We start from the raw sequence: 26,345 nt of genomic DNA on the forward strand, positions 1-26,345 counted from the left end.
CTCAAGTGCAGCAGGTTTCTCCCTCCGTCGAAGTGGCGGTAAAGGTTAAATTGATCGTGCCATTGAAGTCTTGTGGCGGCGTCAATGACATGTTTTCGAAGTCAAAATCCTTAACTGAAATCACCTGACCTTCAGTGACAAAAGTAACCGTATTCGTTCCGTCAGTCAGTACCGTTCCGACCGGAGCTCCGTCTACAGTCACCTCGGTGATCGTTTCAGATTCATCAGTCACATCAACAGTGAATGACGTCAATGGAATACTTGTGTCTTCATCGCCCTCGTTAACTGAATAGGCAATGTAGTGATCCAGATTTCCTTGTTCGTCGCTGACGGTCCCGCCTAGACGAATACCAGATTCTTCTATCGCATCCGCATCGCTAAACAGCGAGAAGTGATCAGTACTTAAGTTCGATGTAACGCCATTAGCGGTAATATTTACCTGATAAAAGCCATTAGCGTGTTCATTGTGATGCGCGATTTCAATTGGATAATAGCCGGACTCTTCTACCGTCACCGTGTCACCTGAAACTTGTGCCCCAGTTCCCCACGTCGCCGAAGCATCTATATCACTTCCGACTTTCACATACAGGCTGTCATCGGCTTGACCACCAAAGGCATACACTGTATCCGCCTCAAGATAAATGAACCCGGAAATAACCGTTAATGTCCCCTGACCACTGTAGGTACTTCCGGTCACAGTCTGAATGGTTGAAGAGTTATAACTATCAGCGGTAGCACTTCCACTAACATAAGCACGCACCACTGCTTCCAGTCGATCAGCAGAAACACCTGAGCCATCCCAGTTACCTTGAGAATCTTCCGGATAAACTCCGGTCCACGTCTCTATAGTCAGGCCATCTCCAGGATTCGAATTGACAGCGGAGTCCTCAAATTTAGGTGCATCTGCAACCGGTGTAACATCCAACGTCAGTGTCGCATTAGCAGTATTGCCTTCAGCATCCATCGCGGTGTAATTTACGACGATATCTTCACCACTGAAGTTATGTGCCGGTGTAAAGACAATCTGGTTGTTAACAATTGCCACTGTACCTGCATTTTCAAAGCCTTGCGCCAAAGAGACAGAGCCAGCTACCAAAGTCATCTCTCCGCTGTAGGTAGAGTCAGAATCGTTCGCCAAAACGTCAACCGTAATCGCGGTGTCCTCTTTGGTAACATCATCATCATTAGCTGCACTGCCTGAGGTAGCGAAGGTGGTGTCTTTCTGGACCGTATCTTCCGCGGTCGCCACGTTATTGTCCGCATCCGTGTACGTCGCCGTCACGGTCAGCTCGCCGTCCGCCAGGGCGCTCACGTTTACGTCTTCCACCACGAAGCTGCCGTCTTCAGAAACGGTGACGTCTTCCAGAACGATGTCGGTGGTGCCGTCGCTGATGACCAGATCCACACGCGCCGCGTCGGTGTCACCGATGGTGCCGCGGATGGTCGCCTGCTCGGTGCCGCTGATGAGTTCAACGTCGTTGCCGTCTACATCGCCGCTGTTGTCGGTGATGCTCACGGTTGGCTGCACGATCACATTGTCGCCGTTGTCGTCTTCGCCGTAGGTGGTGTCTTTCTGAACCACGTCGGTCGCCGTTGCGGTGTTGTTGTCCGCATCCGTGTACGTCGCCGTCACGGTCAGCTCGCCGTCCGCCAGGGTGCTCACGTCAACGTCTTCGACCACGAAGGTGCCGTCTTCAGAAACGGTGACGTCTTCCAGAAACGATGTCAGTGGTGCCGTCGCTGATGACCAGATCCACACGCGCTGCGTCGGTGTCACCGATGGTGCCGCGGATGGTGGCCTGCTCGGTGCCGCTGATGAGTTCAACATCGTTGCCCGCCACCGCGCCGCTGTTGTCGGTGATGCTCACGGTTGGCTGCACGATCACATTGTCGCCGTTGTCGTCTTCGCCGTAGGTGGTGTCTTTCTGAACCGTATCTTCCGCGGTCGCCACGTTATTGTCTGCGTCCGTGTACGTCGCCGTCACGGTCAGCTCGCCGTCCGCCAGGGTACTCACGTTCACGTCTTCCACCACGAAGGTGCCGTCGGCGTTCACCGCCACATTGTTCAGCTCAATCTGGGTGGTGCCGTCGCTGATGACCAGATCCACACGCGCTGCGTCGGTGTCACCGATGGTGCCGCGGATGGTCGCCTGCTCGGTACCGCTGATGAGTTCAACGTCATTGCCGTCTACATCGCCGCTGTTGTCGGTGATGCTCACGGTGGGCTGCACGATCACATTGTCGCCGTTGTCGTCTTCGCCGTAGGTGGTGTCTTTCTGAACCGTATCTTCCGCGGTCGCGGTGTTGTTGTCTGCGTCAGTAAAGGTGGCCGTCACAGTCAGCTCGCCGTCCGCCAGGGTGCTCACGTCAACGTCTTCGACCACGAAGGTGCCGTCGGCGTTCACCGCCACATTGTTCAGCTCAATCTGGGTGGTGCCGTCACTGATGACCAGATCCACACGCGCTGCGTCGGTGTCACCGATGGTGCCGCGGATGGTGGCCTGCTCGGTGCCGCTGATGAGTTCAACATCGTTGCCCGCCACCGCGCCACTGTTGTCGGTGATGCTCACGGTTGGCTGCACGATCACATTGTCGCCGTTGTCGTCTTCGCCGTAGGTGGTGTCTTTCTGAACCGTATCTTCCGCGGTCGCCACGTTATTGTCTGCGTCCGTGTACGTCGCCGTCACGGTCAGCTCGCCGTCCGCCAGGGTGCTCACGTCAACGTCTTCGACCACGAAGGTGCCGTCGGCGTTCACCGCCACATTGTTCAGCTCAATCTGGGTGGTGCCGTCACTGATAATTAGATCCACACGCGCTGCGTCGGTGTCGCCGATGGTGCCGCGGATGGTCGCCTGCTCGGTGCCGCTGATGAGTTCAACATCGTTGCCGTCTACATCGCCGCTGTTGTCGGTGATGCTCACCGTTGGCTGCACAATCGAGCCGTCGCCGTTGTCGTCTTCGCCGTAGGTGGTGTCTTTCTGAACCGTATCTTCCGCGGTCGCCACGTTATTGTCTGCGTCAGTAAAGGTGGCCGTCACAGTCAGCTCGCCGTCCGCCAGGGTACTCACGTTCACGTCTTCCACCACGAAGGTGCCGTCGGCGTTCACCGCCACATTGTTCAGCTCAATCTGGGTGGTGCCGTCGCTGATGATCAGATCCACACGCGCTGCGTCGGTGTCACCGATGGTGCCGCGGATGGTCGCCTGCTCGGTACCGCTGATGAGTTCAACGTCGTTGCCGTCTACATCGCCGCTGTTGTCGGTGATGCTCACGGTGGGCTGCACGATCACATTGTCGCCGTTGTCGTCTTCGCCGTAGGTGGTGTCTTTCTGAACCACGTCGGTCGCCGTTGCGGTGTTGTTGTCCGCGTCCGTGTACGTCGCCGTCACGGTCAGCTCGCCGTCCGCCAGAGTGCTCACGTTCACGTCTTCCACCACGAAGGTGCCGTCGGCGTTCACCGCCACATTGTTCAGCTCAATCTGGGTGGTGCCGTCACTGATGACCAGATCCACACGCGCTGCGTCGGTGTCACCGATGGTGCCGCGCATGGTCGCCTGCTCGGTACCGCTGATGAGTTCAACATCGTTGCCGTCTACATCGCCGCTGTTGTCGGTGATGCTCACGGTTGGCTGCACGATCACATTGTCGCCGTTGTCGTCTTCGCCGTAGGTGGTGTCTTTCTGAACCGTATCTTCCGCGGTCGCCACGTTATTGTCTGCGTCCGTGTACGTCGCCGTCACGGTCAGCTCGCCGTCCACCAGGGTGCTCACGTCCACGTCTTCGACCACGAAGGTGCCGTCTTCAGAAACGGTGACGTCTTCCAGAAACGATGTCTGTGGTGCCGTCGCTGATGACCAGATCCACACGCGCTGCGTCGGTGTCACCGATGGTGCCGCGGATGGTCGCCTGCTCGGTGCCGCTGATGAGTTCAACGTCGTTGCCGTCTACATCGCCGCTGTTGTCGGTGATGCTCACGGTTGGCTGCACGATCACATTGTCGCCGTTGCCGTCTTCGCCGTAGGTGGTGTCTTTCTGAACCACGTCGGTCGCCGTTGCGGTGTTGTTGTCCGCATCCGTGTACGTCGCCGTCACGGTCAGCTCGCCGTCCACCAGGGTGCTCACGTCCACGTCTTCGACCACGAAGGTGCCGTCTTCAGAAACGGTGACGTCTTCCAGAACGATGTCTGTGGTGCCGTCGCTGATGACCAGATCCACACGCGCTGCGTCGGTGTCACCGATGGTGCCGCGGATGGTCGCCTGCTCGGTGCCGCTGATGAGTTCAACGTCGTTGCCGTCTACATCGCCGCTGTTGTCGGTGATGCTCACGGTGGGCTGCACGATCACATTGTCGCCGTTGTCGTCTTCGCCGTAGGCGGTGTCTTTCTGAACCACGTCGGTCGCCGTTGCGGTGTTGTTGTCTTCGTCAGTAAAGGTGGCCGTCACGGTCAGCTCGCCGTCCGCCAGAGTGCTCACGTCAACGTCTTCGACCACGAAGCTGCCGTCTTCAGAAACGGTGACGTCTTCCAGAACGATGTCTGTGGTGCCGTCGCTGATGACCAGATCCACACGCGCTGCGTCGGTGTCACCGATGGTGCCGCGGATGGTCGCCTGCTCGGTACCGCTGATGAGTTCAACATCGTTGTCGTCTACATCGCCGCTGTTGTCGGTGATGCTCACCGTTGGCTGCACGATCACATTGTCGCCGTTGTCGTCTTCGCCGTAGGTGGTGTCTTTCTGAACCACGTCGGTCGCCGTTGCGGTGTTGTTGTCCGCATCCGTGTACGTCGCCGTCACGGTCAGCTCGCCGTCCGCCAGGGTGCTCACGTCAACGTCTTCGACCACGAAGCTGCCGTCTTCAGAAACGGTGACGTCTTCCAGAACGATGTCAGTGGTGCCGTCGCTGATGACCAGATCCACACGCGCTGCGTCGGTGTCACCGATGGTGCCGCGGATGGTCGCCTGCTCGGTGCCGCTGATGAGTTCAACATCGTTGCCGTCTACATCGCCGCTGTTGTCGGTGATGCTCACGGTTGGCTGCACAATCGAGCCGTCGCCGTTGTCGTCTTCGCCGTAGGTGGTGTCTTTCTGAACCGTATCGTCCGCGGTCACCACGTTGTCGTCCGCATCCGTAAAGGTCGCGGTCACGGTCAGCTCGCCGTCTGACAAGCTGCTCACATCTACGTCTTCGACCAGGAAGGTGCCGTCTTCAGAAACAGTGACGTTGTCCAGTACGATTTGGTTGGTGCCGTCGCTGATGACCAGATCCACACGCGCCGCGTCGGTGTCACCGATGGTGCCACGAATGGTCGCCTGCTCGGTGCCGCTGATGAGTTCAACGTCGTTGCCCGCCACCGCGCCACTGTTGTCGGTGATGCTCACCGTTGGCTGTACAATCGAGCCGTCGCCGTTGTCGTCTTCGCCGTAGGTGGTGTCTTTCTGAACCACGTCGGTCGCCGTTGCGGTGTTGTTGTCTTCGTCAGTAAAGGTGGCCGTCACGGTCAGCTCGCCGTCCGCCAGAGTGCTCACGTCAACGTCTTCGACCACGAAGCTGCCGTCTTCAGAAACGGTGACGTCTTCCAGAACGATGTCTGTGGTGCCGTCGCTGATGACCAGATCCACACGCGCTGCGTCGGTGTCACCGATGGTGCCGCGGATGGTCGCCTGCTCGGTACCGCTGATGAGTTCAACATCGTTGTCGTCTACATCGCCGCTGTTGTCGGTGATGCTCACCGTTGGCTGCACGATCACATTGTCGCCGTTGTCGTCTTCGCCGTAGGTGGTGTCTTTCTGAACCACGTCGGTCGCCGTTGCGGTGTTGTTGTCCGCATCCATGTACGTCGCCGTCACGGTCAGCTCGCCGTCCGCCAGGGTACTCACGTTCACGTCTTCCACCACGAAGGTGCCGTCGGCGTTCACCGCCACATTGTTCAGCTCAATCTGGGTGGTGCCGTCGCTGATGATCAGATCCACACGCGCTGCGTCGGTGTCACCGATGGTGCCGCGGATGGTGGCCTGCTCGGTACCGCTGATGAGTTCAACGTCGTTGCCGTCTACATCGCCGCTGTTGTCGGTGATGCTCACGGTTGGCTGCACGATCACATTGTCGCCGTTGTCGTCTTCGCCGTAGGTGGTATCTTTCTGAACCACGTCGGTCGCCGTTGCGGTGTTGTTGTCCGCGTCCGTGTACGTCGCCGTCACGGTCAGCTCGCCGTCCGCCAGGGTGCTCACGTCAACGTCTTCGACCACGAAGGTGCCGTCGGCGTTCACCGCCACGTCTTCCAGAACGATGTCGGTGGTGCCGTCGCTGATAATTAGATCCACACGCGCTGCATCGGTGTCACCGATGGTGCCGCGGATGGTCGCCTGCTCGGTGCCGCTGATGAGTTCAACGTCGTTGCCGTCTACATCGCCGCTGTTGTCGGTGATGCTGACCGTTGGCTGCACAATCGAGCCGTCGCCGTTGTCGTCTTCGCCGTAGGTGGTGTCTTTCTGAACCGTATCTTCCGCGGTCGCCACGTTATTGTCTGCGTCAGTAAAGGCGGCAGTGACAGTCAGCTCGCCGTCCGCCAGGGTACTCACGTTCACGTCTTCGACCAAGAATGTGCCGTCTTCAGAAACAGCCACGTCTTCCAGAAACGATGTCTGTGGTGCCGTCGCTGATGACCAGATCCACACGCGCTGCATCGGTGTCACCGATGGTGCCGCGGATGGTGGCCTGCTCGGTGCCGCTGATGAGTTCAACGTCGTTGCCGTCTACATCGCCGCTGTTGTCGGTGATGCTCACCGTTGGCTGCACGATCACATTGTCGCCGTTGTCGTCTTCGCCGTAGGTGGTGTCTTTCTGAACCACGTCGGTCGCCGTTGCGGTGTTGTTGTCCGCATCCGTGTACGTCGCCGTCACGGTCAGCTCGCCGTCCGCCAGGGTGCTCACGTCAACGTCTTCGACCACGAAGCTGCCGTCTTCAGAAACGGTGACGTCTTCCAGAACGATGTCAGTGGTGCCGTCGCTGATGACCAGATCCACACGCGCTGCGTCGGTGTCACCGATGGTGCCGCGGATGGTCGCCTGCTCGGTGCCGCTGATGAGTTCAACATCGTTGCCGTCTACATCGCCGCTGTTGTCGGTGATGCTCACGGTTGGCTGCACAATCGAGCCGTCGCCGTTGTCGTCTTCGCCGTAGGTGGTGTCTTTCTGAACCGTATCGTCCGCGGTCACCACGTTGTCGTCCGCATCCGTAAAGGTCGCGGTCACGGTCAGCTCGCCGTCTGACAAGCTGCTCACATCTACGTCTTCGACCAGGAAGGTGCCGTCTTCAGAAACAGTGACGTTGTCCAGTACGATTTGGTTGGTGCCGTCGCTGATGACCAGATCCACACGCGCCGCGTCGGTGTCACCGATGGTGCCACGAATGGTCGCCTGCTCGGTGCCGCTGATGAGTTCAACGTCGTTGCCCGCCACCGCGCCACTGTTGTCGGTGATGCTCACCGTTGGCTGTACAATCGAGCCGTCGCCGTTGTCGTCTTCGCCGTAGGTGGTGTCTTTCTGAACCACGTCGGTCGCCGTTGCGGTGTTGTTGTCTTCGTCAGTAAAGGTGGCCGTCACGGTCAGCTCGCCGTCCGCCAGAGTGCTCACGTCAACGTCTTCGACCACGAAGCTGCCGTCTTCAGAAACGGTGACGTCTTCCAGAACGATGTCTGTGGTGCCGTCGCTGATGACCAGATCCACACGCGCTGCGTCGGTGTCACCGATGGTGCCGCGGATGGTCGCCTGCTCGGTACCGCTGATGAGTTCAACATCGTTGTCGTCTACATCGCCGCTGTTGTCGGTGATGCTCACCGTTGGCTGCACGATCACATTGTCGCCGTTGTCGTCTTCGCCGTAGGTGGTGTCTTTCTGAACCACGTCGGTCGCCGTTGCGGTGTTGTTGTCCGCATCCGTGTACGTCGCCGTCACGGTCAGCTCGCCGTCCGCCAGGGTGCTCACGTCAACGTCTTCGACCACGAAGCTGCCGTCTTCAGAAACGGTGACGTCTTCCAGAAACGATGTCAGTGGTGCCGTCGCTGATGACCAGATCCACACGCGCTGCGTCGGTGTCACCGATGGTGCCGCGGATGGTCGCCTGCTCGGTGCCGCTGATGAGTTCAACATCGTTGCCGTCTACATCGCCGCTGTTGTCGGTGATGCTCACGGTTGGCTGCACAATCGAGCCGTCGCCGTTGTCGTCTTCGCCGTAGGTGGTGTCTTTCTGAACCGTATCGTCCGCGGTCACCACGTTGTCGTCCGCATCCGTAAAGGTCGCGGTCACGGTCAGCTCGCCGTCTGACAAGCTGCTCACATCTACGTCTTCGACCAGGAAGGTGCCGTCTTCAGAAACAGTGACGTTGTCCAGTACGATTTGGTTGGTGCCGTCGCTGATGACCAGATCCACACGCGCCGCGTCGGTGTCACCGATGGTGCCACGAATGGTCGCCTGCTCGGTGCCGCTGATGAGTTCAACGTCGTTGCCCGCCACCGCGCCACTGTTGTCGGTGATGCTCACCGTTGGCTGTACAATCGAGCCGTCGCCGTTGTCGTCTTCGCCGTAGGTGGTGTCTTTCTGAACCACGTCGGTCGCCGTTGCGGTGTTGTTGTCTTCGTCAGTAAAGGTGGCCGTCACGGTCAGCTCGCCGTCCGCCAGAGTGCTCACGTCAACGTCTTCGACCACGAAGCTGCCGTCTTCAGAAACGGTGACGTCTTCCAGAACGATGTCGGTGGTGCCGTCGCTGATAATTAGATCCACACGCGCTGCATCGGTGTCACCGATGGTGCCGCGGATGGTCGCCTGCTCGGTGCCGCTGATGAGTTCAACATCGTTGCCCGCCACCGCGCCGCTGTTGTCGGTGATGCTCACGGTTGGCTGCACGATCGAGCCGTCGTCGTTGCCGTCTTCGCCGTAGGTGGTGTCTTTCTGAACCACGTCGGTCGCCGTTGCGGTGTTGTTGTCCGCGTCCGTGTACGTCGCCGTCACGGTCAGCTCGCCGTCCGCCAGGGTACTCACGTTCACGTCTTCCACCACGAAGGTGCCGTCGGCGTTCACCGCCACGTCTTCCAGAACGATGTCGGTGGTGCCGTCGCTGATGACCAGATCCACACGCGCTGCGTCGGTGTCACCGATGGTGCCGCGGATGGTCGCCTGCTCGGTGCCGCTGATGAGTTCAACGTCGTTGCCGTCTACATCGCCGCTGTTGTCGGTGATGCTCACGGTTGGCTGAACAATCGAGCCGTCGTCGTTGCCGTCTTCGCCGTAGGTGGTGTCTTTCTGAACCACGTCGGTCGCCGTTGCGGTGTTGTTGTCCGCATCCGTGTACGTCGCCGTCACGGTCAGCTCGCCGTCAGACAAACTGCTCACGTCCACGTCTTCCACCGAAAAGGTACCGTCGGCGTTGACGGTCACGTCTGCGATCACAATCTCTGTGGTACCGTCGCTGATGACCAGATCCACACGCGCCGCGTCGGTGTCACCGATGGTGCCACGAATGGTCGCCTGCTCGGTGCCGCTGATGAGTTTCGGCGTCGTTGCCGTCCACATCGCCGCTGTTGTCGGTGATGCTCACCGTTGGCTGAACAATCGAGCCGTCGTCGTTGCCGTCTTCGCCGTAGGTGGTGTCTTTCTGAACCACGTCGGTCGCCGTTGCGGTGTTGTTGTCTGCGTCCGTGTACGTCGCCGTCACGGTCAGCTCGCCGTCCGCCAGGGTGCTCACGTCAACGTCTTCGACCACGAAGGTGCCGTCGGCGTTCACCGCCACATTGTTCAGCTCAATCTGGGTGGTGCCGTCGCTGATGACCAGATCCACACGCGCTGCATCGGTGTCGCCGATGGTGCCGCGGATGGTCGCCTGCTCGGTGCCGCTGATGAGTTCAACGTCGTTGCCGTCTACATCGCCGCTGTTGTCGGTGATGCTCACGGTTGGCTGCACGATCACATTGTCGCCGTTGTCGTCTTCGCCGTAGGTGGTGTCTTTCTGAACCGTATCGTCCGCGGTCACCACGTTGTCGTCTTCGTCCGTAAAGGTCGCGGTGACGGTCAGCTCGCCGTCAGACAAGCTGCTCACGTCTACGTCTTCGACCACGAAGGTGCCGTCTTCAGAAACGGCCACGTCTTCCAGAACGATGTCGGTGGTGCCGTCGCTGATAATTAGATCCACACGCGCTGCATCGGTGTCACCAATGGTGCCGCGGATGGTCGCCTGCTCGGTGCCGCTGATGAGTTCAACGTCGTTGCCGTCTACATCGCCGCTGTTGTCGGTGATGCTCACGGTTGGCTGCACGATCACATTGTCGCCGTTGTCGTCTTCGCCGTAGGTGGTGTCTTTCTGAACCGTATCGTCCGCGGTCACCACGTTGTCGTCTTCGTCCGTAAAGGTCGCGGTGACGGTCAGCTCGCCGTCAGACAAGCTGCTCACGTCTACGTCTTCGACCATGAAGGTGCCGTCTTCAGAAACAGTGACGTTTTCCAGTACGATTTGGTTGGTGCCGTCGCTGATGACCAGATCCACACGCGCCGCGTCGGTTTCGCCGATGGTGCCGCGGATGGTCGCCTGCTCCGAGCCGCTGATGAGTTCGGCGTCGTTGCCGTCCACATCGCCGCTGTTGTCGGTGATGCTCACCGTTGGCTGCACGATCACATTGTCGCCGTTGTCGTCTTCGCCGTAGGTGGTGTCTTTCTGAACCGTATCTTCCGCGGTCGCCACGTTGTCGTCTTCATCCGTGAAGGTCGCCGTCACGGTCAGCTCGCCGTCCGCCAGAGTGCTCACGTCTACGTCTTCCACCACGAAGGTGCCGTCTTCAGAAACAGTGACGTTTTCCAGTACGATTTGGTTGGTGCCATCGCTGATGACCAGATCCACACGCGCTGCGTCGGTGTCACCGATGGTGCCGCGGATGGTCGCCTGCTCGGTGCCGCTGATGAGTTCAACGTCGTTGCCGTCTACATCGCCGCTGTTGTCGGTGATGCTCACGGTTGGCTGCACGATCACATTGTCGCCGTTGTCGTCTTCGCCGTAGGTGGTGTCTTTCTGAACCACGTCGGTCGCCGTTGCGGTGTTGTTGTCCGCATCCGTGTACGTCGCCGTCACGGTCAGCTCGCCGTCCGCCAGAGTGCTCACGTCCACGTCTTCGACCAAGAATGTGCCGTCTTCAGAAACGGCCACGTCTTCCAGAACGATGTCGGTGGTGCCGTCGCTGATGACCAGATCCACACGCGCTGCATCGGTGTCACCAATGGTGCCGCGGATGGTGGCCTGCTCGGTGCCGCTGATGAGTTCAACGTCGTTGCCGTCTACATCGCCGCTGTTGTCGGTGATGCTCACGGTTGGCTGCACGATCACATTGTCGCCGTTGTCGTCTTCGCCGTAGGTGGTGTCTTTCTGAACCACGTCGGTCGCCGTTGCGGTGTTGTTGTCCGCATCCGTGTACGTCGCCGTCACGGTCAGCTCGCCGTCCGCCAGGGTACTCACGTTCACGTCTTCCACCACGAAGGTGCCGTCGGCGTTCACCGCCACATTGTTCAGCTCAACCTGGGTGGTGCCGTCGCTGATGACCAGATCCACACGCGCTGCGTCGGTGTCACCAATGGTGCCGCGAATGGTCGCCTGCTCGGTGCCGCTGATGAGTTCAACGTCGTTGCCGTCTACATCGCCGCTGTTGTCGGTGATGCTCACCGTTGGCTGAACAATCGAGCCTTCGTCGTTGCCGTCTTCGCCGTAGGTGGTGTCTTTCTGAACCACGTCGGTCGCCGTTGCGGTGTTGTTGTCCGCATCCGTGTACGTCGCCGTCACGGTCAGCTCGCCGTCCGCCAGGGTACTCACGTTCACGTCTTCCACCACGAAGGTGCCGTCGGCGTTCACCGCCACGTCTTCCAGAACGATGTCTGTGGTGCCATCGCTGATGACCAGATCCACACGCGCTGCATCGGTGTCGCCGATGGTGCCGCGGATGGTCGCCTGCTCGGTACCGCTGATGAGTTCAACGTCGTTGCCGTCTACATCGCCGCTGTTGTCGGTGATGCTCACGGTGGGCTGCACGATCACATTGTCGCCGTTGTCGTCTTCGCCGTAGGCGGTGTCTTTCTGAACCACGTCGGTCGCCGTTGCGGTGTTGTTGTCCGCGTCCGTGTACGTCGCCGTCACGGTCAGCTCGCCGTCCGCCAGGGTGCTCACGTTCACGTCTTCGACCACGAAGCTGCCGTCTTCAGAAACGGCCACGTCTTCCAGAACGATGTCGATGGTGCCGTCGCTGATGACCAGATCCACACGCGCCGCGTCGGTGTCACCGATGGTGCCGCGGATGGTCGCCTGCTCGGTGCCGCTGATGAGTTCAACGTCGTTGCCGTCTACATCGCTGCTGTTGTCGGTGATGCTCACGGTTGGCTGCACGATCACATTGTCGCCGTTGTCGTCTTCGCCGTAGGTGGTGTCTTTCTGAACCACGTCGGTCGCCGTTGCGGTGTTGTTGTCCGCATCCGTGTACGTCGCCGTCACGGTCAGCTCGCCGTCCGCCAGGGCGCTCACGTTCACGTCTTCGACCACGAAGGTGCCGTCGGCGTTCACCGCCACATTGTTCAGCTCAATCTGGGTGGTGCCGTCGCTGATGAGCAGATCCACACGCGCCGCGTCGGTGTCACCGATGGTGCCGCGGATGGTCGCCTGCTCGGTCCCGCTGATGAGTTCAACGTCGTTGCCGTCTACATCGCCGCTGTTGTCGGTGATGCTCACGGTTGGCTGCACGATCACATTGTCGCCGTTGTCGTCTTCGCCGTAGGTGGTGTCTTTCTGAACCACGTCGGTCGCCGTTGCGGTGTTGTTGTCCGCATCCGTGTACGTCGCCGTCACGGTCAGCTCGCCGTCCGCCAGGGTACTCACGTTCACGTCTTCCACCACGAAGGTGCCGTCGGCGTTCACCGCCACGTCTTCCAGAACGATGTCTGTGGTGCCATCGCTGATGACCAGATCCACACGCGCCGCGTCGGTGTCGCCGATGGTGCCGCGGATGGTCGCCTGCTCGGTGCCGCTGATGAGTTCAACGTCGTTGCCGTCTACATCGCCACTGTTGTCGGTGATGCTCACGGTTGGCTGCACGATCACATTGTCGCCGTTGTCGTCTTCGCCGTAGGTGGTGTCTTTCTGAACCACGTCGGTCGCCGTTGCGGTGTTGTTGTCCGCATCCATGTACGTCGCCGTCACGGTCAGCTCGCCGTCAGACAAGCTGCTCACGTTCACGTCTTCCACCACGAAGCTGCCGTCTTCAGAAACGGCCACGTCTTCCAGAACGATGTCTGTGGTGCCGTCGCTGATGACCAGATCCACACGCGCTGCGTCGGTGTCACCGATGGTGCCGCGGATGGTCGCCTGCTCGGTACCGCTGATGAGTTCAACATCGTTGTCGTCTACATCGCCGCTGTTGTCGGTGATGCTCACCGTTGGCTGCACGATCACATTGTCGCCGTTGTCGTCTTCGCCGTAGGTGGTGTCTTTCTGAACCACGTCGGTCGCCGTTGCGGTGTTGTTGTCCGCATCCATGTACGTCGCCGTCACGGTCAGCTCGCCGTCCGCCAGGGTACTCACGTTCACGTCTTCCACCACGAAGGTGCCGTCGGCGTTCACCGCCACATTGTTCAGCTCAATCTGGGTGGTGCCGTCGCTGATGATCAGATCCACACGCGCTGCGTCGGTGTCACCGATGGTGCCGCGGATGGTCGCCTGCTCGGTGCCGCTGATGAGTTCAACATCGTTGCCCGCCACCGCGCCGCTGTTGTCGGTGATGCTCACGGTTGGCTGCACAATCGAGCCGTCGCCGTTGTCGTCTTCGCCGTAGGTGGTGTCTTTCTGAACCACGTCGGTCGCCGTTGCGGTGTTGTTGTCCGCATCCGTGTACGTCGCCGTCACGGTCAGCTCGCCGTCCGCCAGAGTGCTCACGTCCACGTCTTCGACCACGAAGCTGCCGTCTTCAGAAACGGTGACGTCTTCCAGAAACGATGTCTGTGGTGCCGTCGCTGATGACCAGATCCACACGCGCTGCATCAGTTTCACCGATGGTGCCGCGGATGGTGGCCTGCTCGGTGCCGCTGATGAGTTCAACGTCGTTGCCGTCTACATCGCCGCTGTTGTCGGTGATGCTCACGGTTGGCTGCACGATCACATTGTCGCCGTTGTCGTCTTCGCCGTAGGCGGTGTCTTTCTGAACCGTATCGTCCGCGGTCACCACGTTGTCGTCTTCGTCCGTAAACGTCGCCGTCACGGTCAGCTCGCCGTCCGCCAGAGTGCTCACGTCCACGTCTTCGACCAAGAGTGTGCCGTCTTCAGAAACAGCCACGTCTTCCAGAACGATGTCTGTGGTGCCGTCGCTGATGACCAGATCCACACGCGCTGCATCGGTGTCACCGATGGTGCCGCGGATGGTGGCCTGCTCGGTGCCGCTGATGAGTTCAACGTCGTTGCCGTCTACATCGCCGCTGTTGTCGGTGATGCTCACCGTTGGCTGCACGATCACATTGTCGCCGTTGTCGTCTTCGCCGTAGGCGGTGTCTTTCTGAACCACGTCGGTCGCCGTTGCGGTGTTGTTGTCCGCATCCGTGTACGTCGCCGTCACGGTCAGCTCGCCGTCCGCCAAGGTACTCACGTTCACGTCTTCCACCACGAAGGTGCCGTCGGCGTTCACCGCCACGTCTTCCAGAACGATGTCAGTGGTGCCATCGCTGATGACCAGATCCACACGCGCTGCGTCGGTGTCACCGATGGTGCCGCGGATGGTCGCCTGCTCGGTGCCGCTGATGAGTTCAACATCGTTGCCGTCTACATCGCCGCTGTTGTCGGTGATGCTCACGGTTGGCTGCACGATCACATTGTCGCCGTTGTCGTCTTCGCCGTAGGTGGTGTCTTTCTGAACCACGTCGGTCGCCGTTGCGGTGTTGTTATCCGCATCCGTGTACGTCGCCGTCACGGTCAGCTCGCCGTCCGCCAGGGTACTCACGTTCACGTCTTCCACCACGAAGGTGCCGTCGGCGTTCACCGCCACATTGTTCAGCTCAATCTGGGTGGTGCCGTCGCTGATGACCAGATCCACACGCGCTGCGTCGGTGTCACCGATGGTGCCGCGGATGGTGGCCTGCTCGGTACCGCTGATGAGTTCAACGTCGTTGCCGTCTACATCGCCGCTGTTGTCGGTGATGCTCACGGTTGGCTGCACGATCACATTGTCGCCGTTGTCGTCTTCGCCGTAGGTGGTATCTTTCTGAACCACGTCGGTCGCCGTTGCGGTGTTGTTGTCCGCGTCCGTGTACGTCGCCGTCACGGTCAGCTCGCCGTCCGCCAGGGTGCTCACGTCAACGTCTTCGACCACGAAGGTGCCGTCGGCGTTCACCGCCACGTCTTCCAGAACGATGTCGGTGGTGCCGTCGCTGATAATTAGATCCACACGCGCTGCATCGGTGTCACCGATGGTGCCGCGGATGGTCGCCTGCTCGGTGCCGCTGATGAGTTCAACGTCGTTGCCGTCTACATCGCCGCTGTTGTCGGTGATGCTGACCGTTGGCTGCACAATCGAGCCGTCGCCGTTGTCGTCTTCGCCGTAGGTGGTGTCTTTCTGAACCGTATCTTCCGCGGTCGCCACGTTATTGTCTGCGTCAGTAAAGGCGGCAGTGACAGTCAGCTCGCCGTCCGCCAGGGTACTCACGTTCACGTCTTCGACCAAGAATGTGCCGTCTTCAGAAACAGCCACGTCTTCCAGAACGATGTCTGTGGTGCCGTCGCTGATGACCAGATCCACACGCGCTGCATCGGTGTCACCGATGGTGCCGCGGATGGTGGCCTGCTCGGTGCCGCTGATGAGTTCAACGTCGTTGCCGTCTACATCGCCGCTGTTGTCGGTGATGCTCACCGTTGGCTGCACGATCACATTGTCGCCGTTGTCGTCTTCGCCGTAGGTGGTGTCTTTCTGAACCACGTCGGTCGCCGTTGCGGTGTTGTTGTCCGCATCCGTGTACGTCGCCGTCACGGTCAGCTCGCCGTCCGCCAGGGTGCTCACGTCAACGTCTTCGACCACGAAGCTGCCGTCTTCAGAAACGGTGACGTCTTCCAGAACGATGTCAGTGGTGCCGTCGCTGATGACCAGATCCACACGCGCTGCGTCGGTGTCACCGATGGTGCCGCGGATGGTCGCCTGCTCGGTGCCGCTGATGAGTTCAACATCGTTGCCGTCTACATCGCCGCTGTTGTCGGTGATGCTCACGGTTGGCTGCACAATCGAGCCGTCGCCGTTGTCGTCTTCGCCGTAGGTGGTGTCTTTCTGAACCGTATCGTCCGCGGTCACCACGTTGTCGTCCGCATCCGTAAAGGTCGCGGTCACGGTCAGCTCGCCGTCTGACAAGCTGCTCACATCTACGTCTTCGACCAGGAAGGTGCCGTCTTCAGAAACAGTGACGTTGTCCAGTACGATTTGGTTGGTGCCGTCGCTGATGACCAGATCCACACGCGCCGCGTCGGTGTCACCGATGGTGCCACGAATGGTCGCCTGCTCGGTGCCGCTGATGAGTTCAACGTCGTTGCCCGCCACCGCGCCACTGTTGTCGGTGATGCTCACCGTTGGCTGTACAATCGAGCCGTCGCCGTTGTCGTCTTCGCCGTAGGTGGTGTCTTTCTGAACCACGTCGGTCGCCGTTGCGGTGTTGTTGTCTTCGTCAGTAAAGGTGGCCGTCACGGTCAGCTCGCCGTCCGCCAGAGTGCTCACGTCAACGTCTTCGACCACGAAGCTGCCGTCTTCAGAAACGGTGACGTCTTCCAGAACGATGTCTGTGGTGCCGTCGCTGATGACCAGATCCACACGCGCTGCGTCGGTGTCACCGATGGTGCCGCGGATGGTCGCCTGCTCGGTACCGCTGATGAGTTCAACATCGTTGTCGTCTACATCGCCGCTGTTGTCGGTGATGCTCACGGTTGGCTGCACGATCACATTGTCGCCGTTGTCGTCTTCGCCGTAGGTGGTGTCTTTCTGAACCACGTCGGTCGCCGTTGCGGTGTTGTTGTCCGCATCCGTGTACGTCGCCGTCACGGTCAGCTCGCCGTCCGCCAGGGTGCTCACGTCAACGTCTTCGACCACGAAGGTGCCGTCTTCAGAAACGGTGACGTCTTCCAGAACGATGTCAGTGGTGCCGTCGCTGATGACCAGATCCACACGCGCTGCGTCGGTGTCACCGATGGTGCCGCGGATGGTGGCCTGCTCGGTGCCGCTGATGAGTTCAACATCGTTGTCGTCTACATCGCCGCTGTTGTCGGTGATGCTCACCGTTGGCTGCACGATCACATTGTCGCCGTTGTCGTCTTCGCCGTAGGTGGTGTCTTTCTGAACCACGTCGGTCGCCGTTGCGGTGTTATTGTCTGCGTCCGTGTACGTCGCCGTCACGGTCAGCTCGCCGTCCGCCAGGGTGCTCACGTTCACGTCTTCGACCACGAAGGTGCCGTCTTCAGAAACGGCCACGTCTTCCAGAACGATGTCGGTGGTGCCGTCGCTGATAATTAGATCCACACGCGCTGCATCGGTGTCACCAATGGTGCCGCGGATGGTCGCCTGCTCGGTGCCGCTGATGAGTTCAACGTCGTTGCCGTCTACATCGCCGCTGTTGTCGGTGATGCTCACGGTTGGCTGCACGATCACATTGTCGCCGTTGTCGTCTTCGCCGTAGGTGGTGTCTTTCTGAACCGTATCGTCCGCGGTCACCACGTTGTCGTCTTCGTCCGTAAAGGTCGCGGTGACGGTCAGCTCGCCGTCAGACAAGCTGCTCACGTCTACGTCTTCGACCATGAAGGTGCCGTCTTCAGAAACAGTGACGTTTTCCAGTACGATTTGGTTGGTGCCGTCGCTGATGACCAGATCCACACGCGCCGCGTCGGTTTCGCCGATGGTGCCGCGGATGGTCGCCTGCTCCGAGCCGCTGATGAGTTCGGCGTCGTTGCCGTCCACATCGCCGCTGTTGTCGGTGATGCTCACCGTTGGCTGCACGATCACATTGTCGCCGTTGTCGTCTTCGCCGTAGGTGGTGTCTTTCTGAACCGTATCTTCCGCGGTCGCCACGTTGTCGTCTTCATCCGTGAAGGTCGCCGTCACGGTCAGCTCGCCGTCCGCCAGAGTGCTCACGTCTACGTCTTCCACCACGAAGGTGCCGTCTTCAGAAACAGTGACGTTTTCCAGTACGATTTGGTTGGTGCCATCGCTGATGACCAGATCCACACGCGCTGCGTCGGTGTCACCGATGGTGCCGCGGATGGTCGCCTGCTCGGTGCCGCTGATGAGTTCAACGTCGTTGCCGTCTACATCGCCGCTGTTGTCGGTGATGCTCACGGTTGGCTGCACGATCACATTGTCGCCGTTGTCGCCTTCGCCGTAGGTGGTGTCTTTCTGAACCACGTCGGTCGCCGTTGCGGTGTTGTTGTCCGCATCCGTGTACGTCGCCGTCACGGTCAGCTCGCCGTCCGCCAGGGTACTCACGTTCACGTCTTCCACCACGAAGGTGCCGTCGGCGTTCACCGCCACATTGTTCAGCTCAACCTGGGTGGTGCCGTCGCTGATGACCAGATCCACACGCGCTGCGTCGGTGTCACCAATGGTGCCGCGAATGGTCGCCTGCTCGGTGCCGCTGATGAGTTCAACGTCGTTGCCGTCTACATCGCCGCTGTTGTCGGTGATGCTCACCGTTGGCTGAACAATCGAGCCTTCGTCGTTGCCGTCTTCGCCGTAGGTGGTGTCTTTCTGAACCACGTCGGTCGCCGTTGCGGTGTTGTTGTCCGCATCCGTGTACGTCGCCGTCACGGTCAGCTCGCCGTCCGCCAGGGTACTCACGTTCACGTCTTCCACCACGAAGGTGCCGTCGGCGTTCACCGCCACGTCTTCCAGAACGATGTCTGTGGTGCCGTCGCTGATGACCAGATCCACACGCGCTGCGTCGGTGTCACCGATGGTGCCGCGGATGGTCGCCTGCTCGGTGCCGCTGATGAGTTCAACGTCGTTGCCCGCCACCGCGCCACTGTTGTCGGTGATGCTCACCGTTGGCTGTACAATCGAGCCGTCGCCGTTGTCGTCTTCGCCGTAGGTGGTGTCTTTCTGAACCACGTCGGTCGCCGTTGCGGTGTTGTTGTCTTCGTCAGTAAAGGTGGCCGTCACGGTCAGCTCGCCGTCCGCCAGAGTGCTTACGTCAACGTCTTCGACCACGAAGCTGCCGTCTTCAGAAACGGTGACGTCTTCCAGAAACGATGTCTGTGGTGCCGTCGCTGATGACCAGATCCACACGCGCTGCGTCGGTGTCACCGATGGTGCCGCGGATGGTCGCCTGCTCGGTACCGCTGATGAGTTCAACATCGTTGTCGTCTACATCGCCGCTGTTGTCGGTGATGCTCACCGTTGGCTGCACGATCACATTGTCGCCGTTGTCGTCTTCGCCGTAGGTGGTGTCTTTCTGAACCACGTCGGTCGCCGTTGCGGTGTTGTTGTCCGCATCCGTGTACGTCGCCGTCACGGTCAGCTCGCCGTCCGCCAGGGTGCTCACGTCAACGTCTTCGACCACGAAGCTGCCGTCTTCAGAAACGGTGACGTCTTCCAGAACGATGTCAGTGGTGCCGTCGCTGATGACCAGATCCACACGCGCTGCGTCGGTGTCACCGATGGTGCCGCGGATGGTCGCCTGCTCGGTGCCGCTGATGAGTTCAACATCGTTGCCGTCTACATCGCCGCTGTTGTCGGTGATGCTCACGGTTGGCTGCACAATCGAGCCGTCGCCGTTGTCGTCTTCGCCGTAGGTGGTGTCTTTCTGAACCGTATCGTCCGCGGTCACCACGTTGTCGTCCGCATCCGTAAAGGTCGCGGTCACGGTCAGCTCGCCGTCTGACAAGCTGCTCACATCTACGTCTTCGACCAGGAAGGTGCCGTCTTCAGAAACAGTGACGTTGTCCAGTACGATTTGGTTGGTGCCGTCGCTGATGACCAGATCCACACGCGCCGCGTCGGTGTCACCGATGGTGCCACGAATGGTCGCCTGCTCGGTGCCGCTGATGAGTTCAACGTCGTTGCCCGCCACCGCGCCACTGTTGTCGGTGATGCTCACCGTTGGCTGTACAATCGAGCCGTCGCCGTTGTCGTCTTCGCCGTAGGTGGTGTCTTTCTGAACCACGTCGGTCGCCGTTGCGGTGTTGTTGTCTTCGTCAGTAAAGGTGGCCGTCACGGTCAGCTCGCCGTCCGCCAGAGTGCTCACGTCAACGTCTTCGACCACGAAGCTGCCGTCTTCAGAAACGGTGACGTCTTCCAGAACGATGTCTGTGGTGCCGTCGCTGATGACCAGATCCACACGCGCTGCGTCGGTGTCACCGATGGTGCCGCGGATGGTCGCCTGCTCGGTACCGCTGATGAGTTCAACATCGTTGTCGTCTACATCGCCGCTGTTGTCGGTGATGCTCACCGTTGGCTGCACGATCACATTGTCGCCGTTGTCGTCTTCGCCGTAGGTGGTGTCTTTCTGAACCACGTCGGTCGCCGTTGCGGTGTTGTTGTCCGCATCCATGTACGTCGCCGTCACGGTCAGCTCGCCGTCCGCCAGGGTACTCACGTTCACGTCTTCCACCACGAAGGTGCCGTCGGCGTTCACCGCCACATTGTTCAGCTCAATCTGGGTGGTGCCGTCGCTGATGATCAGATCCACACGCGCTGCGTCGGTGTCACCGATGGTGCCGCGGATGGTGGCCTGCTCGGTACCGCTGATGAGTTCAACGTCGTTGCCGTCTACATCGCCGCTGTTGTCGGTGATGCTCACGGTTGGCTGCACGATCACATTGTCGCCGTTGTCGTCTTCGCCGTAGGTGGTATCTTTCTGAACCACGTCGGTCGCCGTTGCGGTGTTGTTGTCCGCGTCCGTGTACGTCGCCGTCACGGTCAGCTCGCCGTCCGCCAGGGTGCTCACGTCAACGTCTTCGACCACGAAGGTGCCGTCGGCGTTCACCGCCACGTCTTCCAGAACGATGTCGGTGGTGCCGTCGCTGATAATTAGATCCACACGCGCTGCATCGGTGTCACCGATGGTGCCGCGGATGGTCGCCTGCTCGGTGCCGCTGATGAGTTCAACGTCGTTGCCGTCTACATCGCCGCTGTTGTCGGTGATGCTGACCGTTGGCTGCACGATCACATTGTCGCCGTTGTCGTCTTCGCCGTAGGCGGTGTCTTTCTGAACCGTATCGTCCGCGGTCACCACGTTGTCGTCTTCGTCCGTAAACGTCGCCGTCACGGTCAGCTCGCCGTCCGCCAGAGTGCTCACGTCAACGTCTTCCACCACGAAGGTGCCGTCTTCAGAAACGGTCACGTCTTCGATCACAATCTCTGTGGTGCCGTCGCTGATGACCAGGTCCACACGCGCCGCGTCGGTGTCACCGATGGTGCCACGAATGGTCGCCTGCTCGGTGCCGCTGATCAGCTCCGCGTCGTTGCCGTCCACATCGCCGCTGTTGTCGGTGATGCTCACCGTTGGCTGCACAATCGAGCCGTCGTTGTCGTCGTCTTCACCGTAAGTGGTGTCTTTCTGAACCGTATCGTCCGCGGTCACCACGTTGTCGTCTTCATCCGTAAACGTCGCCGTGACGGTCAGCTCGCCATCTGACAAGCTGCTCACGTCTACGTCTTCCACCGAAAAGGTACCGTCGGCGTTGACCGTCACGTTTCTCCAGTACGATTTGGTTGGTGCCGTCGCTGATGACCAGGTCCACACGCGCTGCGTCGGTGTCACCGATGGTGCCACGGATGGTGGCCTGCTCGCTGCCACTGATCAGCTCCGCGTCGTTGCCGTCCACATCACCGCTGTTGTCGGTGATGCTCACCGTTGGCTGCACAATCGAGCCGTCGTTGTCGTCGTCTTCACCGTAGGCGGTGTCTTTCTGAACCGTATCGTCCGCGGTCACCACGTTGTCGTCCGCATCCGTAAAGGTCGCCGTGACGGTCAGCTCGCCGTCAGACAAACTGCTCACGTCCACGTCTTCCACCGAAAAGGTACCGTCGGCGTTGACGGTCACGTCTGCGATCACAATCTCTGTGGTACCGTCGCTGATGACCAGATCCACACGCGCCGCGTCGGTTTCACCGATGGTGCCACGAATGGTCGCCTGCTCGGTGCCGCTGATGAGTTCGGCGTCGTTGCCGTCCACATCGCCGCTGTTGTCGGTGATGCTCACCGTTGGCTGCACGATAGCGCCGTCGTTGTCGTCGTCTTCACCATACAATGTATCCACAAGAGCACTGTCGCTGCCGGTATTTGATTCATTACCTTCCACGTCAGTTTGCAGCGCAGATACTGCTATCGTGTCATCTTCAGCGACATCAATGCTCCAGGTAATTTCCCCGGTGCTCGCGTCATAGCTGTAAGCGGAATTGCTCAGCGTTGAACCATCTTCATTCAAGCTCAGCGTTACTTCAGTTTCAGTGCCACCATTATTAATGGTGAGGGTCACTGAGCCACCGCGAGCCAATTCTGCAGGGTCAACCGTGACACTCACTTGGACGCCATCGTTACCAAGTTCAGATTCGTTAATGACACCATCGTCGTTTAAATCGTCTACAATCTGCACAATCGGAGTAAACGAGTCATCATCACCAAAAGAAAGATCAACGGTGTGGTTTGCAGTAGTACTTGAATCGACTGTGTTACCCGCTTCGTCACTTGAAGTCACGGTAACCACAAAATCCGTATCGTTCGCTAGGTCTTCTCCCGGGACTAGACCGATAGACCAGTTACCATCGCCATCAACGGTAGTTGAATAGTCAGTACCATTAATGGTCACCGTGACAATATCACCCTCAGAAATATCACCACCGGTTGCAGTACCGCCCACTTCGATAGTTTGGCCACTTTCTTGCTCGTTAATGATGTTATCTGAGGTGATAGGATTGATAGTGACCACACCAGAATCCGCAGACAGGTCCACAGTATGAGTAGAGGTCGCACTTGACTCAACGCTTGTACCGTCAGTACTGGTTGACGTTACAGTTACATCGAATTCTGTATCGTTTGCAAGATCGCTACCAGCCACGTCCACTGACCAGTTACCATCGGCATCTACAGTCGTCGAATAAGGCGTGCCATTGATGATCATGCTCACCGTATCACCTTCAGAGATATCGCCTCCAGTCGCGGTACCACTGACAGTGATGGTTGATTCGCTTTCATCAAAGTTGATAACCCCATCGTCTGTGATTGGGTCAACAGTGACGGTGCCGGCAACGGCCAGAGTAATTTCTGTAGCGTCTGCAGTCACTAAGTTGGTCAACGCCAGACTTTGTGTTTCCGAAAGACCGAGACTTTCCAGTCCTGACGTCTCAAAATCGGTTGTAGCGATCGTCTCTGAATCAGTACGTTCAATCGTCGCTGAATCAGTCACTGCCGACCCCTGTACTCCGCCAGCTGCCGGAGCCAGATCGCCATCAATCTGCGTCGGATCCTGACCATCTTCTAATGCAGCAAAGATCTGTTCCACATCATCGGTAATGTCCTGAGGCATATTATTGGCATCAACCAGTTGCGCTCGAACCGCTGCGTCATCATTCACTTCATTACCGATTTGAACGATCACGGTACCCTGTGGTAGCTGTTCACCTACTGTCGCGATTCTGACGTTACCTGCTGGGTCGATAACAATCATTTGATTAGCAGACAGAATTCCACTGGTGACAAGAGAGTTTAATCCCATAAAAAGCCTCTGACCTTATAGAAGATGATATACCGCAAGGTATGCAACTTAATGCGATACATTTGTTCTGAAAAAATTGAGTTAAATTTAGCACTAATCCATAGTTAAACAAGGTTAAAACGTTGTACTGTTAACGTTTTTATGACGCATTTACGATATTCTCAAAGCTAATACAGCCCCGAACTAAAATGAGATCAAAGTTGATGCCGCGCTTTCTGCAATGAGACTGAGTGGATAAAATCTATTTCTAATTAATGAGTTATAAATGCATAATATCTTATATATGCAATAAGTTTAAAACCAATTGGAATTTTGAGTCACTTTATTGACGCTCCTTCCCGTCGTCTCATTAATAAGATCGATTCTGGATTAAGCTTTAGCTTCAATCGTTAATAACCCAACATGGGAGTTTGATTTTGAAAGGTTTTTCCGTAAAGGCTCTGGCCTGTGCTCTTGCACTGTCCAGTCCAGCATATGCTCAAACACTTGAGCAGGCAGTCTCATTGGCACTTGCCACCAATCCGGAGTTAAAAAGCGCTTTTAACCAGTTTAAAACTCGCGTTGCTGATTCACGTGCAGCTACGGGTGCTTATCTGCCAAGTCTCGACTTGGATGCTGGTATCGGCTACGAAGGGATCAGACCGACAGAATCAAGCGGTAACGCTGACACCGACCTGACCCGTAAGGACTTAACTCTTACTTTTAACCAGCTTATCTGGGATGGTTCAGCGACCTTAAACGATATGGACCGCACCTCTGCAGAAGCAGAAGCGGACCGCTACCAATTACTTGCCGATGCATCAGATACGGCTCTGCAAGTAGCTAACACTTATCTGGATGTGACTCAGGCTTACGAAGTGCTTGCACTGTCGGAAAGTAACCTGACGACACATAAAGAAATTTATCGCGACATTAAACGTCGTGCGGATTCGGGGATCGGCTCAACGGCGGATGTGACCCAAGTTGAAGCCCGTCTGGCTCGTGCACAGAGTAACCTGCTGGCTGCGCAAAATAATCTGCTCGATGCTCAGGCACAGTTCCACCGTTTGGTAGGGCAAGAGCCTCAGGCATTGGTCTTCCCAAGAGCAGACAGTGAAGCGCTACCGACCTCTGTTGGTCAGGCTCTTGAGCAGGCACAGCAATCGCATCCTGTGATTAAAGTGGCTCAGACAGACGTCGACGCGGCACGCTTCCAGTATCAACAATCTAAAGCGCCTAACTTTCCGACCCTCTCTTTTGAAGCGTCACAAAGCTGGATGGATGATGCAGGCGGTGACCGCGGCAATCAGCAAGAAACAACCGCAATGCTGCGTTTACGCTACAACCTCTACAACGGTGGTACCGACAGTGCGAACACGAAAAGTGCAGCGTATCAGTTGAATCGCGCTAAAGACTTGCGTGCCAACACTTTCCGTACCGTAGAAGAAGGTCTGCGCCTGTCCTGGAAACGCACTGGATATTACCCTGCAGCAGAAAGAGTTCCTGGCCGATCATGTCGACGCCACCTCGCAAACCGTTGTCGCATATCGTAAGCAATACCAGATTGGCCAGCGTACCCTGCTCGACTTGCTGAACAGTGAAAACGAGCTGTTCGAGGCACGCCGCGATTATCTGGATGCCAAGTACTCAGAGCAATACGCAAAATACCGCGTTCTGAATGCAACCGGCGGTCTGCTGGCGGCTCTGCGCGTGGATGTTCCTAAAGAGTGGATGGAAAAGGTGGATTACTAATATGACAATTCGAAATACGATAATTGCTGTTTTGAGTATGACATTGGCGCATTCTGCCTACGCCGCTCAAGAAGAAAGTTCGGACGTATACGATTACATGGCAACACCTGTTGCACAACAAGGTGCCGATTTGCTCGATGATGACAACGACGGTGTCATTAACGCCCGCGACAAATGTCCGCAAACACCACAAGGTGCACAGGTAGACAATTACGGTTGTGGCGAGCAAATCAACAGCTCCGAACAGCAAAAACTTCATATCCTGTTTGCTAACGATTCCTCTGCCATTGAACCTGTTTTTGATGATCAGATTCGTCAGATGGCGAAATTTCTACAGCTTTATCCGGAAGCCTCCATTGAGCTGCAAGGTTATGCGAGTAAAGTCGGCGGTGCCAAGTACAACCAGGCGCTCTCAGAGCGCCGTTCAGAAGCAGTTCGTATGCAGTTGATTCGTTATGGTGTTACGCCAAACCGCATTCGCGTGATCGGTTTTGGTGATACGGTTCTGGTTGCTGAGAGCGATGACCAGGTCAGCCACGCCCAGAACCGTCGCGTAACGGCGACCGTGGTCGGTCTTAAAGATGAAGTATTGAAAGAGTGGACGGTGTTCACCGCTTTGCCAAATTCTTAATCTCTTACCGATTAAACTGTAAAGAAAACGACCTGAGTATCCTCGGGTCGTTTGTTCATAGCGTGATAGATAAACTGTTTAGAAAGTTCGAACGACCTGACTCCCCTTTTACGCAACCCATTCTTCTGGCTATGTATAATTTTTTTTCAAACCGCCTCGCTAGTTATCAAAACCTCAGGCACAATTGGGCTATTCTTTACCTCTTAGATCGTTGCGGCCTCACTCTGTTAATGCCCGA

Annotated in this window: 9 protein-coding genes and 1 pseudogene; 2 read left to right on the plus strand and 8 right to left on the minus strand. The window is 58.1% G+C overall.

What is annotated here, in order from left to right; translation table 11 throughout:
• Nucleotide 1: 1 nt before the first annotated feature.
• The 8 genes from ABDK09_17295 to ABDK09_17330 all read right to left on the minus strand — a co-directional run bounded on the left by ABDK09_17295 (nucleotide 2) and on the right by ABDK09_17330 (nucleotide 23,745).
• Nucleotides 2-1,777 (minus strand): cadherin-like domain-containing protein, encoded by a 1,776-nt coding sequence (locus tag ABDK09_17295; GenBank protein ID XAW88756.1) that lies wholly within the window; start codon nucleotides 1,775-1,777, stop codon nucleotides 2-4.
• Nucleotides 1,695-3,884: a hypothetical protein gene (locus ABDK09_17300; GenBank protein XAW88757.1), complete on the minus strand. Its 2,190-nt coding sequence runs from the start codon at nucleotides 3,882-3,884 to the stop codon at nucleotides 1,695-1,697. Before ABDK09_17300 ends, ABDK09_17295 begins: the two co-directional genes overlap by 83 nt.
• Nucleotides 3,802-6,684 carry a hypothetical protein gene (locus ABDK09_17305; protein XAW88758.1) on the minus strand — a complete coding sequence of 961 codons (2,883 nt, stop codon included), beginning with the start codon at nucleotides 6,682-6,684 and terminating at the stop codon, nucleotides 3,802-3,804. Before ABDK09_17305 ends, ABDK09_17300 begins: the two co-directional genes overlap by 83 nt.
• Entirely contained in the window at nucleotides 6,611-8,098 is a 1,488-nt protein-coding gene (locus ABDK09_17310; GenBank protein ID XAW88759.1) for a hypothetical protein, read from the minus strand. The genes ABDK09_17305 and ABDK09_17310 overlap by 74 nt, the downstream gene beginning before the upstream one ends.
• Nucleotides 8,016-9,569, minus strand: coding sequence for a hypothetical protein (locus ABDK09_17315; GenBank protein XAW88760.1), 1,554 nt, complete (start codon nucleotides 9,567-9,569; stop codon nucleotides 8,016-8,018). The genes ABDK09_17310 and ABDK09_17315 overlap by 83 nt, the downstream gene beginning before the upstream one ends.
• Nucleotides 9,499-14,058 carry a hypothetical protein gene (locus ABDK09_17320; protein XAW88761.1) on the minus strand — a complete coding sequence of 1,520 codons (4,560 nt, stop codon included), beginning with the start codon at nucleotides 14,056-14,058 and terminating at the stop codon, nucleotides 9,499-9,501. Before ABDK09_17320 ends, ABDK09_17315 begins: the two co-directional genes overlap by 71 nt.
• Nucleotides 13,985-19,333, minus strand: coding sequence for a hypothetical protein (locus ABDK09_17325; GenBank protein XAW88762.1), 5,349 nt, complete (start codon nucleotides 19,331-19,333; stop codon nucleotides 13,985-13,987). Before ABDK09_17325 ends, ABDK09_17320 begins: the two co-directional genes overlap by 74 nt.
• 2,291 nt (nucleotides 19,334-21,624) lie before the next feature.
• Entirely contained in the window at nucleotides 21,625-23,745 is a 2,121-nt protein-coding gene (locus ABDK09_17330; GenBank protein XAW88763.1) for an Ig-like domain-containing protein, read from the minus strand.
• Nucleotides 23,746-24,161: 416 nt separating this feature from the next.
• Here ABDK09_17330 and ABDK09_17335 point away from each other — a divergent pair.
• Both ABDK09_17335 and ABDK09_17340 read left to right on the plus strand, forming a co-directional pair.
• Nucleotides 24,162-25,476: pseudogene (locus ABDK09_17335) on the plus strand (TolC family outer membrane protein).
• A 1-nt stretch (nucleotide 25,477) separates the two neighbouring features.
• Nucleotides 25,478-26,107 (plus strand): OmpA family protein, encoded by a 630-nt coding sequence (locus ABDK09_17340; GenBank protein XAW88764.1) that lies wholly within the window; start codon nucleotides 25,478-25,480, stop codon nucleotides 26,105-26,107.
• Nucleotides 26,108-26,345: the final 238 nt, after the last annotated feature.

It is taken from the genome of Vibrio sp. CDRSL-10 TSBA (assembly GCA_039696685.1).
In the GTDB taxonomy this organism is placed as follows: domain Bacteria; phylum Pseudomonadota; class Gammaproteobacteria; order Enterobacterales; family Vibrionaceae; genus Vibrio.